Annotated in this window: 11 protein-coding genes; 1 reads left to right on the plus strand and 10 read right to left on the minus strand. The window is 40.2% G+C overall.

The window, feature by feature from the left end:
* Window positions 1–9 precede the first annotated feature (9 nt).
* The 10 genes from JMX48_RS11485 to JMX48_RS11530 all read right to left on the minus strand — a co-directional run bounded on the left by JMX48_RS11485 (window position 10) and on the right by JMX48_RS11530 (window position 11,972).
* Window positions 10–714 carry a WbqC family protein gene (locus tag JMX48_RS11485; RefSeq protein WP_201537893.1) on the minus strand — a complete coding sequence of 235 codons (705 nt, stop codon included), beginning with the start codon at window positions 712–714 and terminating at the stop codon, window positions 10–12.
* Window positions 711–1,817 carry a DegT/DnrJ/EryC1/StrS family aminotransferase gene (locus JMX48_RS11490; RefSeq protein WP_201537895.1) on the minus strand — a complete coding sequence of 369 codons (1,107 nt, stop codon included), beginning with the start codon at window positions 1,815–1,817 and terminating at the stop codon, window positions 711–713. Before JMX48_RS11490 ends, JMX48_RS11485 begins: the two co-directional genes overlap by 4 nt.
* A complete protein-coding gene (gene rfbA / locus JMX48_RS11495; RefSeq protein WP_201537897.1) occupies window positions 1,814–2,692 on the minus strand; it encodes a glucose-1-phosphate thymidylyltransferase RfbA in 879 nt (292 codons plus the stop codon). The genes JMX48_RS11490 and rfbA overlap by 4 nt, the downstream gene beginning before the upstream one ends.
* Window positions 2,693–3,751 (minus strand): dTDP-glucose 4,6-dehydratase, encoded by a 1,059-nt coding sequence (gene rfbB / locus JMX48_RS11500; RefSeq protein WP_201537899.1) that lies wholly within the window; start codon window positions 3,749–3,751, stop codon window positions 2,693–2,695.
* A 7-nt stretch (window positions 3,752–3,758) separates the two neighbouring features.
* Entirely contained in the window at window positions 3,759–4,799 is a 1,041-nt protein-coding gene (locus tag JMX48_RS11505) for an NAD-dependent epimerase/dehydratase family protein (RefSeq protein ID WP_201537901.1), read from the minus strand.
* 26 nt (window positions 4,800–4,825) lie between these two features.
* Window positions 4,826–6,103 carry a Vi polysaccharide biosynthesis UDP-N-acetylglucosamine C-6 dehydrogenase TviB gene (gene tviB / locus JMX48_RS11510; RefSeq protein ID WP_201537903.1) on the minus strand — a complete coding sequence of 426 codons (1,278 nt, stop codon included), beginning with the start codon at window positions 6,101–6,103 and terminating at the stop codon, window positions 4,826–4,828.
* A complete protein-coding gene (locus JMX48_RS11515; protein ID WP_201537905.1) occupies window positions 6,103–8,112 on the minus strand; it encodes a polysaccharide biosynthesis protein in 2,010 nt (669 codons plus the stop codon). Before JMX48_RS11515 ends, tviB begins: the two co-directional genes overlap by 1 nt.
* 62 nt (window positions 8,113–8,174) lie before the next feature.
* Entirely contained in the window at window positions 8,175–10,430 is a 2,256-nt protein-coding gene (locus JMX48_RS11520; RefSeq protein WP_201537907.1) for a polysaccharide biosynthesis tyrosine autokinase, read from the minus strand.
* A gap of 45 nt (window positions 10,431–10,475) precedes the next feature.
* Window positions 10,476–10,907: a low molecular weight protein-tyrosine-phosphatase gene (locus JMX48_RS11525; RefSeq protein WP_201537909.1), complete on the minus strand. Its 432-nt coding sequence runs from the start codon at window positions 10,905–10,907 to the stop codon at window positions 10,476–10,478.
* A gap of 12 nt (window positions 10,908–10,919) precedes the next feature.
* The gene (locus JMX48_RS11530) at window positions 10,920–11,972 is read right to left on the minus strand and encodes a polysaccharide biosynthesis/export family protein (protein ID WP_227688001.1); all 1,053 of its coding nucleotides are present in this window, start codon (window positions 11,970–11,972) and stop codon (window positions 10,920–10,922) included.
* Between the two features lie 547 nt (window positions 11,973–12,519).
* Between JMX48_RS11530 and rluB the strand changes: the two genes are divergently transcribed.
* On the plus strand, window positions 12,520–13,467 hold the full coding sequence (gene rluB / locus JMX48_RS11535) for a 23S rRNA pseudouridine(2605) synthase RluB (protein ID WP_201537913.1): 948 nt from the start codon (window positions 12,520–12,522) through the stop codon (window positions 13,465–13,467).
* Window positions 13,468–13,596: the final 129 nt, after the last annotated feature.

Consider the following 13,596-nt stretch of genomic DNA (forward strand, 5'->3'; position numbering starts at 1 on the left):
TTTGTATCATTAGATTAACTCAAAATTGCTGAGCATCTTTGATACGTCTTCTTTATCATTAAACATGAGGATATCTATGATAGACAAAAATGGTACAAACTCATTTGAGAACTGCTTATAAACGAAGGCGTCTGTTTTGATAAAGTATAGTTTTATTTCGTTTTCTAAAAACTCACTTTCAGAATATAGTGTCATACCACCTATTGGATTTATATAAGTATCAGCATTCTCAGCTTTACAAATATCAAGCACTCTATTTTGTCCAAATAAATGAGTATTTGAATGCTGGTCGCTACAAATCTCAAAATCTGTCATTATATCTAGATATTTTGAAACTTCGACTATGCTTTTGATAGCAAAATCAGAAATACTGCTAGGTGGCTCAGATAATATACTCTCAATTAATAGTCTAACTTGTTCATAATTTTTAGATTTTTTATAATTATACATAATAGAGCTTAAAAAAGACTTTTTCCACTTCTCGTATCTATTTTCACTTATTAGGACATCTTTAATTAAAGTATGAGAGCTAGCATTGGCTAAAGGCACACTAAACATATTTGCTTTATTATTGATTAAAATCTGATTACGATTAATCCAACCTTGTTTTATAAAAGTTACATCATCGTAAAATATAAACTTATCTACAGTATTAATAAGCTGAAAATAGCCAATATACGGCATAAAATAAGGCTGCATTATTGCCAATTTCATTTTTTGCTTCCATTTTTAATTATTTTTATAATTGTCTCTATCACATCACTTTCTAAAGCTGGGTACATAGGTAAGCACAGTACTTGCTCAGACAATAACTTCGCATTTGGAGTATCTGATTTATATTGCTTATAAATATTTAGATCAGTCATCAATGGATAGAAATACTTACGAGAGAATATATTATGCGCTTTTAGTTTTTCAAACAGCTGATTACGAGTTAAAGGGTAATCATCAGAAATAATAATAGGGAAATAAGCATAGTTATCTTTATCTAAATTGTCGCGTTGAATACACTGAATACCCTTTATATTAGCAAGCGCATTACGATAGCTTTGATCTACTTGCATGCGAGCTTCTAGTATTTTATCAATAGATTTTAATTGTAGTAATCCAAGAGCTGCATGTACTTCGCTTAACTTGCCATTGAGGGAAATATCATTTACTGTTGTCTCATCTATAATTCCAAAGTTCTTTAGTTGATCGATACGCTGCTTCATCTCAGCACTATGACAAATAATCGCGCCACCTTCAAATGTATTGAATACTTTGGTAGCGTGAAAGCTGACCGTGCTTAAGTCCCCGTAGTTCAAGAGACTCTGATCATTATACCTAACGCCAAAGGCATGCGCTGCGTCATAAACTAGCTTAAGATCATGTTTGTTCGCTATATTTTGTAATGCTTCAACATCACAAGCAATGCCATAACAATGCACAGGTAGGATAGCGACAGTATTCTCTGTAATCGCTTTTTCTACCTCTTTGGGATCAATATTTGAAGTAATAGGATCAATGTCTACAAATACAGGTGTTAGGTTATTCCAAGCTATAGCATGAGCAGTGGCTAAAAAAGTATACGGTGTAGTGATCACCTCTCCCGACTTCAAACCCAAAGCCTGTAAAGCAACTACTAGCGCAATAGTGCCATTGTTAAACAACGAGATATAGTCAACTCCAAGATATTCACATAACTCCTGTTCCAACTGCTGGTGTAATGGACCACCATTAGTTAATACGCCACTTTCCCAAATCTTCTCTAGATAAGGTATAAATTCACTTAGCTCAGGCAGTACCGATTGAGTAACGTAGATAGGTTTACTCATACATTTTCTTCCACTAAAGAAATAAGGTACTGACCGTAAGCATTCTTGCTCATACTTTGACCAGCTACTAATACCTGCTGTTTAGTTAGCCAGCCATTGTTAAGCGCAATCTCTTCTAGGCAAGCTACTTTATAACCCTGACGCTTTTCGATAGTCTCTACAAACTGTGCTGCTTCTAATAAGCTCTCATGCGTACCCGTATCGAGCCAAGCAAAACCACGTCCGAGCAGCTCCACATTTAGATCGCCACGCTCCATATACATCTGGTTGACAGTGGTAATCTCAAGCTCACCGCGATCAGAAGGTTTTACTTGTTTAGCGATCTCTATAACGTCATTATCATAAAAGTATAAACCCGTCACTGCATAATTAGATTTTGGCTTTGTCGGTTTTTCTTCTATTGACACAGCACGCTTGTTTTCATCGAATGCCACGACACCAAAACGCTCTGGATCTTTCACCTGATAACCGAATACCGTAGCGCCCTTTTGACGATTGACTGCTTGACGTAGTAGTGGCGTGAAGCCTTGACCATAGAATATGTTGTCACCCAGTACTAAGCAGACATTGCTATCGCCAATGAAATCTTCACCTAAGATAAAGGCTTGCGCGAGACCGTCAGGGCTTGGTTGTACCGCGTAGCTGATAGTGATGCCTAGCTCACTACCATCACCTAGTAGACGTTTAAAGCCGTCAATATCATCAGGCGTACTAATAATAAGTACTTCACGAATACCCGCCAACATCAGTACCGATAAAGGATAATAGATCATTGGTTTGTCGTAGATAGGCAATAGCTGTTTAGAGACGCCTTTAGTGATTGGATATAGACGTGTGCCTGAACCGCCTGCTAAGATAATACCTTTAGTGTTCATTTATACCTTTGCTCCTAAACGTTCACGTTGATAGCTACCGTCTTGTACTCGACGACACCACTCTAAATTATCCAAATACCATATGACTGTCTTGCGAATACCACTCTCAAAGCTCTCTTCAGGCGTCCAGCTTAGCTCATTATCGATCTTGCTCGCATCAATCGCATAACGCAAATCATGACCAGGACGATCTTTGACAAAGCTAATCAATGACTCGTAAGGCTGACCGTTGGCTTGTGGTTGCAACTTATCTAAAATCTGACAAATGGTTTTGACCACTTCGATGTTTTGTTTCTCATTATGACCGCCGATATTGTAGGTTTCGCCTACAGCACCTTCGGTAACTACTTTATATAACGCCCGAGCATGATCCTCTACATAGAGCCAATCACGTATCTGATCACCTTTACCATAGATAGGTAATGCTTTGCCATCTAAAGCGTTAAGTATCACTAGTGGAATGAGCTTCTCAGGAAAGTGATAGGGACCGTAATTGTTAGAACAATTAGTAATAAGCGTTGGCAAGCCATAAGTGCGCTGCCAAGCTCTTACTAGATGATCTGAGCTGGCTTTAGACGCTGAATATGGGGAGCTTGGTGCATAAGGCGTTGACTCAGTGAATAAGTCTGTCGTCCCTTGCAGGTCGCCATAAACCTCATCAGTTGAGATATGATGAAACTTAAAGTTGGCTTTTCCAGCCTCTGCAAGCGTTTGCCAATATTGGCGTGTAGCTTCTAGCAAAGTATACGTGCCGACAATATTAGTCGTGATAAACTCTGCTGGCCCATCAATAGAACGATCAACATGCGACTCTGCGGCTAAATGCATGACCAAGTTAGGCTTAAAGCTATCAAAAGCTTTTTTTAAGGATTCAGCATCGCAAATATCAATCTGCGCAAAACTATAGTTAGCACTTTGATCAATATCGGCTAAAGATTCTAAATTCCCTGCATAGGTTAGTTTGTCTATATTTAGCACTTGATGATCAGTACTTTTTATAATATGGCGTATCACTGCAGAGCCAATAAAACCTGCACCACCAGTCACTAATATATTCATAAAAGGTCTACTTATTATTTAAAGCCAAGGAGGCAACATACCAAGGCATTGCTTTCTCAATACCTTGAATAATATCGAACTCTGGCGCATAGCCTAATGCGTCCTGAATCTTACTGACATCCGCCTGACTATGCCGCACATCTCCTTCTCTAAAGTCACGATATACAGGATCTTGTGTATAATTTACGCCATTAACTGCCAAGTTATCTTTTAATGCAGTAAATAAAGTATTAAGTGTCGTACGACCACCGACCGCCACGTTATAAACTTGGTTTTTAAATTTCTCGGTAGCAGTAGCGGCTAAGATATTCGCTTGTACAGCATTTTCAATGAAATTGAAATCGCGACTGGTATCACCATCACCATTTATAAACACTTCATCATTTGAGATCATAGCAGCCGTCCACTTTGGTATTACCGCTGCATAGGCACCATCTGGCGTTTGACGTTTGCCAAAGATATTGAAGTAGCGTAGACCGATAGTGTTAAAGCCATAAGTACGAGCAAATACATCAGCATATAGTTCATTCACATACTTAGTGACGGCATAGGGCGATAAAGGATTACCAATATTCTCTTCGACTTTTGGTAAGGCAGGGTGATCACCATAAGTTGAGCTACTTGCCGCGTAAGTAAAGCTAGTTACCTTGGCATCACGAGCCGCCACCAGCATGTTTAGGTAGCCTGAGATGTTGGTATCGTTGGTATTGATAGGGTCAGCGATAGAGCGTGGTACTGAGCCTAATGCTGCTTGATGCAGTACATAATCTATACCTGTACAGGCAGCCTCGCAGTCAGCCAATTGACGGATATCACCTTTTATGAATGTAAATCCTTGCCATTGTTCTTCACTGACGAGTCCTTGCACTTCATCTAAATTATGCTGAAAGCCAGTCGCGAAGTTATCTAAACCGACTACTTTTTGATCAAGCAATAGCAAGGTCTCAAGCAAGTTTGAACCTATGAATCCTGCGACCCCGGTGATGAGCCATGTTTTTGGTTCTTTTACTAATCGTTCTTTGACGTTTTCGTAAGCTGTCGCTGTCATGAGTTTTTCCTTATTGCTTAAAAATTTTATAAACGAATATCAGTGGCTTCTTTATCAAAGACGTACTTTAAATCATAGAGTACATGCTTGTCTTTACCCAAGCTTCTAATATGATCTACGCCCATATCGACGAACTCGCTATGAGCAACCGCTAAAATGATAGCATCATATTGGTTTGACGTAGGTTGAGAGATAGGTGTGATGTCATACTCTCGCTCAGCTTCTTTAGCAGCTACCCAAGGATCATAGACATCGACGTCGATATTATACTCTTGTAGCTCATGGACGATATCGATGACCTTGGTATTACGCACATCAGGACAGTTTTCTTTAAAGCTCAATCCCAATATCAAAACTTTGGCACCTTCAACTTGGATTCGCTTTTTAATCATATTCTTGACCAGCTGCGTGACCACATACTCACCCATGCTATCGTTCAAACGACGACCAGCGAGTATGATCTCTGGGTTATAGCCTATCGCTTGCGCTTTGTGCGTCAAATAATAAGGATCGACACCGATACAGTGACCGCCTACTAGTCCAGGCCGAAACGGTAAGAAGTTCCACTTCGTGCCTGCTGCCTCTAATACCGCCTCAGTATCTATATTCATCTTATTAAAGATGACGGCTAACTCATTGATTAAAGCGATATTGACATCTCGTTGCGTATTTTCGATAACCTTGGCAGCTTCTGCTACTTTGATGGAAGCCGCTTTGTGTGTCCCTGCCGTGATGATTAAGTTATAAACTTCATCAACGAAGTCTGCGACCTCTGGTGTAGAGCCTGACGTCACTTTCAAAATATTGGTGACTCGGTGCTCTTTGTCGCCTGGGTTGATACGCTCTGGACTATAACCTGCATAAAAATCTTTATTAAACACTAGCCCAGAGGTTTTTTCTAGTATAGGAATACAGACTTCTTCTGTGGCACCCGGATATACCGTCGATTCATAGACCACGATGTCATTTTGTTTCAGCAAACCGCCAATGGCTTTTGAAGCGCTAATCAGTGGCGTAAGATCAGGCTGTTTATAAGCATCGATAGGTGTGGGTACAGTCACGATAAAGAAATTACAGTCTTTTAATGCTTCAATGTCCGAGCTATAGCTCAAATGTGTCGCTTGTGCCAGTTCTGCATCACTGACTTCCAAAGTATGATCGATACCGGCATTTAGTGCTGTGATACGATTGGCATTGGTATCGAAGCCAACTACCGTGTGCTGCTTACCAAACTCAACGGCTAATGGTAAACCCACATAACCAAGTCCAATAACAGCTATTTTTATATTGTTGATATTTATCATTAACTAACCTTTTCAATAGTTTTAGTTTCATTATTAGGCAGTGTCTCAGCAGGCGTACCCTCTTGATAACCCGCTACAAAATATTTAAATCTTTGCTTAAGCCATTCAACATCATAAGACTGTGCTCTATGTGCCAGTTCATCTAACGTCGCTTCAATATCATCTAGTGGGAAACTGTGTTCTAGTGCTTGCATAATCAAAGGATGATGAGTGGCTTCGACATTATCTTCGCCGATGATCAGCTCTTCATAGAGCTTTTCACCTGGCCGCAGTCCAGTAAAGACAATCTCGATATCGCCATGCGGATGAGCGTTGTCTTTTACCTCAAATCCGCTTAGATGTACCATACGTTTGGCCAAATCAACAATCTTGACCGGAGCACCCATATCTAATACAAACACTTCGCCACCAGTTGCCATCGCCCCCGCTTGAATGACCAAGTTGGCTGCCTCTGGGATGGTCATAAAGTAACGCGTCACATCTGGATGAGTAACGGTAATGGTATGACCTTGTTCGATCTGCTTAGTGAATAGCGGCACAACTGAGCCTGATGACCCCAGCACATTACCGAAACGCACCATACTGATACAAGTATGCTGGTTATTGCTATCTTGGCTTAAACCTTGACAGACCAGCTCTGCTAAACGCTTGGAGGCGCCCATCACATTGGTAGGTCTCACTGCCTTATCGGTTGAGATCAGTACGAAGGTCTCAACCTTGGCCTCGATAGCTGCACGCGCACAGTGGTAAGTGCCTTTGCTATTATTGATAACCCCTTCAAACGGGTTGTGCTCAACGATAGGGACATGCTTATAAGCTGCGGCGTGATATACCGTCTGAATCTGATAACGCTTAAGTATCCGCATTAAATTGGCTTGATTGGTGACATTGCCGATCACCGCAATGATCTCGATACCTTTGTAAATATCTTTGCTGGCGACTTTGGCGATGAGCTCCTGATGAATACTATACAGCGCATACTCAGATAGCTCATACAATACTAGATGTTTAGGTCTATTTTTTACGATTTGTCGACATAGCTCACTACCGATAGAACCACCTGCGCCAGTGACTAACACCGCCTTGCCAGCGATATTCTTTTGTAGTAGCGCTGCGTCGGGTTCAACGGTTTGACGATCTAGTACATCTAAGATATCGACCTTACGCATACTGCTAACCGTGACTTTTTCATGAGCAATCTCTTCTAAGCTCGGTAGCTCTTTTATTTTTATAGAAATATCAGATAACTCATTAATAATTTGTCTCTTACGAGCACGACTAATGGATGGAATAGCTATAAAAACCTGCGCGATATCAAGCTCATCTACCAAGTCTATCAATCTATGCGCGGGATAGATTTTTTTGCCCAATAGATAAGCACCAGTAAGCTGTATATCGTCATCGACGTAGGCTACTACATTATACTTATGAGAGTTTCGCAGACCTTCTAAAAGCTCTTTACCCGCTTCGCCTGCGCCATATATGACAATATTATCATAGTCAATATTGTTATGAGGAAGGCGTTGACCCTGCCATCTTGCTAATAGCTCTCTGATAGTTAATCGACTGTTCCATAGCCATATAAAAAATAGAAATAAATATATAATAGGTACCGCACGTGGTACATCTGGTAGTAGCTTGAAATACAGTACAGTTTGGGCAATGAGAATGAGTACAAAAAACAGCTGTAATACGCTACTCATCATTGCATCAAAAAACCCTCGCGCAACCCCATCGTAAAATCCAATAGCATATAAACACAGTACTGGAATCAACGAACTGATAGTGAGTACCAGCCAACCAACATGATTGTCTATATAACCATATCGAGCTGCTATGGCAAAAAACAGACAAACCGCTGACATAGTAAAATCAGCCAAGACTAATATACTGCGCTTAATACTTCGTGGTAGGCTAAGTAACACTTTAGCACTACCCTCAGTAAAGCGACTGAACTTTAAAAACCCAATTTTATCTTGTTCAATGACTACTGATGATTTTTTAGACATAGCAAGCAACTATTTTTTTGGATATTAATAATTAGGGATATATCTTATGGCTAACAGATTCATCAATTTTTATTACCATAGGCATAACTATAGTGATAACTGTATTTGCTCATCAAACCTTGCTGTACATCATTAAGAATGATGCCATCTACTTGTATATTCGCTTTATTCATCTGCTTGATAGCATAAACCAACTGTCCTTCTATTGAATCATCATATCTCGTCACCATCAGCACTTTGTCTGCATACTGACCTAATACTATGGCGTCTGAAGCTGCCAGTACTGGCGGTGAGTCGATAATAATATAGTCGTACTGAGACTTTAGCTCCACCATTAGCTGACCAAAATTATCATTTAGTAGTAACGATGCAGGATTGTGCGGATGTTTGCCTCGCGGTATAAAATCAATATGATCCATAGCCGTAGGATGAATAAAGTTGGCAATATCTAAATTAGATACCGCACCTTCTTGGATACCATCAACTGGGAGCAATCGATTGTTATCCTGTGACAAATAATCAGCTAGGCCATTATCTTGACTCATATTGAACATCTTATGCATCTCACCCAGTCTCATATCTGCATCGATGACTAGTATCTTTTTATTTAACTGGGCGAATACCTCTGACAGATTAGCAGAAATAAAAGACTTGCCAACGCCTGGACTTTCTCCAGTGATTAATATCACCTTGGCAGAGTGGACTACTAAACCTTCTTGCGGCATTCCGAATATCAGGTTTGTTCTGAGGCTTTTGATCGCTTCATAACTCAAACTACTGTGATCAACATGTGCCAGCATTCGATCGGTCGCTTTTTTATTTTTACTTAATCTTGATAGTAAGGGCGAACGTGGAATGGTCGCAATGACAGGAACGCCTGTTTTGACCTCCAAGCGCTCAGGATCCTTCACCACATTTCTAAGTAGGCTTTTCAGTAGAACCAGCATGGTGCCTAACATCGTCCCTAGAAACAATGCTAGCGTCATAATCAGTAGCTTCTTTGGCGCTATCGCATTGAAAGTACTAATAGGCAAATCGATAATACGTGCAAAGCCTATTTGTCCTGCTTTGACGATTTTTAATTGTTCGTAGTTTTTAAGCAGTGTTAAATAGATCTCTCTGTTGATCGCCGTATCTTCCGATAACTTCAAAAACTCTCGTTGGATTTCAGGTAAGCCAGCAATGGTATCGTCTATCTCTTGTTTTCTACTATTAAGTACGGCAAGTTGCTCATTGATTTGAATGACCAGCGGATGCTCTTCAGTATAAAAAGTCGTCAGATCTGCTTTTTTGAGTTTAAGCTCATTAAGCTGTGCATCGATTTGAGAGTTTTCACCCAGTAATAACTCTGCTTCTTTACTTACATCGATGGTGCCGTACTTTTTACGGAACTCATTAAATACGGCTTCAGAGTCTTCTAGCCTTTTCTTTAATGCTGGAATCTGTGTTTCCATAAAATTAAGAGTTCTAGTGGTTTCTTCAGAACCACGAGATTGGTTTTGATCCACATAAGATAAGACAATCTGATTTAATATTGACGTCACTTGCTGTTGATTGTTACCAGTCATGGACATCTCGATAATACCTGTCTTTTGACCTCTCTCTGCAACTGATAGAGCAGTATTAATAGCGTCTGTGGCGGCCTTTATTGACTGCTTGCTAATATTGATCGGATAGTTTTCAGTTGGTAGCTCAGTCACAGTAATATGGATTTGACCATCTACGCCTTTGAACTTATGCGGTTGACCAATCTGACCTTTAAATTCATCAAAACCGTTAGTTAATACAAACCCCGTAGCAGATTTCGTCAATGTAAAAGTCTGGTTTAGATAGGCCTGCGACACGTTAAATTGACTGATTCGTACTTGGCCATCTTTAGTATTTAATGATACCCCTTCAGGATTATTAAGCTGGGTATTAGTGCTGTCATTTTCTATTTTATCGATGTATCCCACATTGGGATCAGAAAGACGAATGCGCAGATGTAATAAATTAACAACTGGTTCTAATATCATACGCGAACGAATTAGCTCTGCTTCTGTCTCAGCCTTACTAACTTCTGAGCCGACAAGCTCTGAGATACTCTCACCAAGTGCAGCGATGCCTTGAGAGTTTTCCTCAATCTGTATCAGCGCATCTGACTTATAGGTGGGGTTGATATAACGGCTATATAGTATTCCTATCAACAAGCCCAATACAGCAAAGAAGACAATGATTTTCCAGCCACGAAAAATAGTAAATAGCAACGCCATTAGATCAATTTCGTCGTTATCATCTTTGGAGGCAGAGCTTGATACATTCTTTGAATCTGTATTCATAATGGTAAGTTCATCACTTAAGGTTAATCATTTAATAATCGCTGCTTAGCTAAGCTTATTAGCCCACTGCTCAATGCTATCAACGATATCTTGATAGGCCGTTTCAAACGCACTTATATCTTGCTTATAAGGATCAGCAATATCCTTATCAATCCAATGACCAAGCTTGAAAGTTTTGCCGCGACAAAATGGCCAGCGCTCTTCAATCCATTTGGTCTGCCCATCTGACATGGTGAAAATGAGATCTGCTTTTTTTGTCAAATCTTCATCAACTTGTTTGGCAACATGGTTATGAATATCCATCTGCTGCTTTGACATAATCTCTAGCACCGCTGGGTCTGCAGGATGACCAACTAAAGCGCCAACACCTGCAGAATCAATCGTCTTATTCGGAAAACGATGCTTTAATAGCGTTTCAGCCATTGGACTACGGCAGATATTGCCCACACAAACGACCAAAATATTATCAAACGCCATAATCACTCGTACCTATAACCCTGAAATTGTGGTGATTGCAGATGTTGATGGTAACAACGAACTGATTACACGGTTCCAACGCGTCAAGCCTGTTGGATCAACATATAAAATATCATTCGCTTGCATCTCAAAGCGATTAGCCAATGCTAGACTGGTAATGGTTTGCATGTCGACGTAGTAAATATTGGTGTATTGATACTGTGGGTTATCACGCACAATATATACCTTAGCCGCATTGGCTGTATTGGAGTCTAACCCACTTGACTCACCCAGCACGTGCGCTAAGCTAAGACCTTGTTCAGGAATAGCAATTGGCGCAATCCGACCAAACTCACCCAATACGTACACTTTATTACGGCTTTGACTATTAACATGGACAGAGTCGCCGTCTTGTAGATAGATTTGGTTGGCAGACAGTCCCATTTGGCGTAATGACTGCAATCCTAGGTTATAGTTTTTACCTTGACGATTTAATACGATGCTATTAGAGTCGCCATCTTCAGTAGCACCGCCTGCCATAGAGATTGCGCTATACACAGATACTGGCACATCAGCAATGCTGAATTCACCAGACTTTTTGACTTCACCATCTACAAAGAATTTACTACCCCGATAGTTGACAATTTTAACCTGCGGGTCTGAGTATTTTAGATATCTCTGTAACTTACTTTGCAAAGTAGCTGTGAACTGCGGCACACTCATACCACTGGCTTTGATACGACCTATCAAAGGGAACTGAATAAAACCTTGTTGATCAACTGGAAAGCCCGATGTATATGGATTGGTATCACTAGCACCTGCAGAGGGTGTGATATTTGGATAGCCCGTCAGTACGATACTTAAAATATCGCCTTCAGAAATACGATAATCTACCCGTCCTGATGCTTTAACTAAATTATATAAGTCACTGTCGAGCACTGTGGCTTTTTTGACTGGTAATGTAGCGATGTTTAATGGCTGAACATTAAAGGTGATGCCATTTTCGGCCACAAAAGCACCACTAGGTGGCAAATCACCCGCTTGAAGTCCAGAATTAATACTCGCGCAGCCTGATAATACACTCATGAACAATAGACATATTGTTCCTAGCCATGCAGATGACTGATATCGCATACAAAACCCTTTATAACTGACCATAGAACGTATTACTTCATTTTTAACAAACAAGAAAAATATCAAGTCGTTAAATTTTACACAAAAGTTAGTACTTCATAATAACATAAACAATACTTTATTAAATAATTATTACTTGATAATAATTAAAAGTCATGGAAAATAAAATTTTTTGTTTTTATAAACAAATACTTAAACTTAATACACTAATATCTTTAGTCATCATTCAAATGATAGACGATTTGACGATTAAGAACAGCCTATCGTTCATTCACATTATAAAAAAAATAATCTATACCGATAAACTTTTCAAAAATACTACCTGTATCCTATAACCAATAAGCGAATAGAATTTTTAACATTACCCTAATTGTAAGCGACTTTTTTTATCCTGAATTAACTATAGCGCTCACAAATAGCGTAGAATAGCGGCTGCAAATTACGTTGCTAACATTTTATACATTGAGAAATGTAAACCCACCGACTCAAGGATATGACTATGAAAGATGAAAAATTACAGAAAGCCCTCGCCCGCATGGGGCTTGGTTCACGTCGTCAGATGGAAGAAGTGATTAAATCAGGTCGCGTTTCTGTCAATAATGGCCCAGCAACGATTGGTGATCGCGTGAGCCAAGGTGATGAGATTCGAGTTGATGGTCGTCAAATCAAATATACGGCTGAAAATGAAAAGCGTCGCCGCGTATTGGCTTACTACAAGCCTGAAGGTGAAGTTTGCTCTGCGAAAGATCCAGAAGGTCGTCCAACGGTCTTTGAGCGCTTACCAAAACTGACTCATGATCGCTGGGTAATGGTCGGACGTCTGGATATTAATTCAACTGGTCTGCTGTTATTTACTAATGATGGTGAGATGGCCCATCGCTTGATGCACCCATCTGGTGAAGTCACGCGTGAATATGCAGTGCGCGTATTGGGTGAAGTAACACCTGATATCGCCCGTGCGTTGACTTCTGGTGTTATGCTAGAAGATGGCATGGCACAGTTTGAAGACATCAAAGATGGCGGCGGTGAAGGCGTCAATAAGTGGTATCACGTCCAGCTAAAAGAAGGCCGTAATCGTGAAGTGCGTCGTTTATTTGAGTCACAAGGTCTGAAAGTAAGCCGTCTACTTCGTACGCGCTACGGTACGATTGCACTACCGAAAGAGTTGCGTACTGGTCGCTTCTTAGAGCTGGATAAAAAAGACATCAACACGTTGACAGATTTGGTGAGCTTACGTCCACGTTATGGTACTGGTCTGCACGGTGCTGCCAAAGAAAAGCAAGAACGTATCAAAAACAAACCGCTAAAAGCGCGTCGCACGACTGATAACCGTAGTAGCGAAAGCCGTAGTAGCGATAGTCGCAGCAACAGCGCAAAACCTAAAAGTAGCGGTAGCCCTGCCAGTCGTGGCACACGTAATACTCGTGACCGTAATGACAAACGTTAACCTATATTTACCTTAAGCCCCTTTATAGATTTAAGGTAAAACATAAAAAAGCTGCCGTTCCAAAAATCTTACTCAAACCTAATCAATATTAACTATTGGTTAGGTTTAACGTTTTCTTTCTGCTTCACT

This window comes from Psychrobacter immobilis (genome assembly GCF_904846225.1).
In the GTDB taxonomy this organism is placed as follows: Bacteria; Pseudomonadota; Gammaproteobacteria; order Pseudomonadales; family Moraxellaceae; genus Psychrobacter; species Psychrobacter immobilis_F.

Excerpts from the sequence above, each read along its gene's own strand:
- JMX48_RS11485 (WP_201537893.1), bottom strand. The coding sequence starts at position 714 with ATGAAATTGGCAATAATGCAGCCTTATTTTATGCCGTATATTGGCTAT.
- JMX48_RS11490 (WP_201537895.1), bottom strand. The coding sequence starts at position 1,817 with ATGAGTAAACCTATCTACGTTACTCAATCGGTACTGCCTGAGCTAAGT.
- rfbA (WP_201537897.1), bottom strand. The coding sequence starts at position 2,692 with ATGAACACTAAAGGTATTATCTTAGCAGGCGGTTCAGGCACACGTCTA.
- rfbB (WP_201537899.1), bottom strand. The coding sequence starts at position 3,751 with ATGAATATATTAGTGACTGGTGGTGCAGGTTTTATTGGCTCTGCAGTG.
- JMX48_RS11505 (WP_201537901.1), bottom strand. The coding sequence starts at position 4,799 with ATGACAGCGACAGCTTACGAAAACGTCAAAGAACGATTAGTAAAAGAA.
- tviB (WP_201537903.1), bottom strand. The coding sequence starts at position 6,103 with ATGATAAATATCAACAATATAAAAATAGCTGTTATTGGACTTGGTTAT.
- JMX48_RS11515 (WP_201537905.1), bottom strand. The coding sequence starts at position 8,112 with ATGTCTAAAAAATCATCAGTAGTCATTGAACAAGATAAAATTGGGTTT.
- JMX48_RS11520 (WP_201537907.1), bottom strand. The coding sequence starts at position 10,430 with ATGAATACAGATTCAAAGAATGTATCAAGCTCTGCCTCCAAAGATGAT.
- JMX48_RS11525 (WP_201537909.1), bottom strand. The coding sequence starts at position 10,907 with ATGGCGTTTGATAATATTTTGGTCGTTTGTGTGGGCAATATCTGCCGT.
- JMX48_RS11530 (WP_227688001.1), bottom strand. The coding sequence starts at position 11,972 with ATGAGTGTATTATCAGGCTGCGCGAGTATTAATTCTGGACTTCAAGCG.
- rluB (WP_201537913.1), top strand. The coding sequence starts at position 12,520 with ATGAAAGATGAAAAATTACAGAAAGCCCTCGCCCGCATGGGGCTTGGT.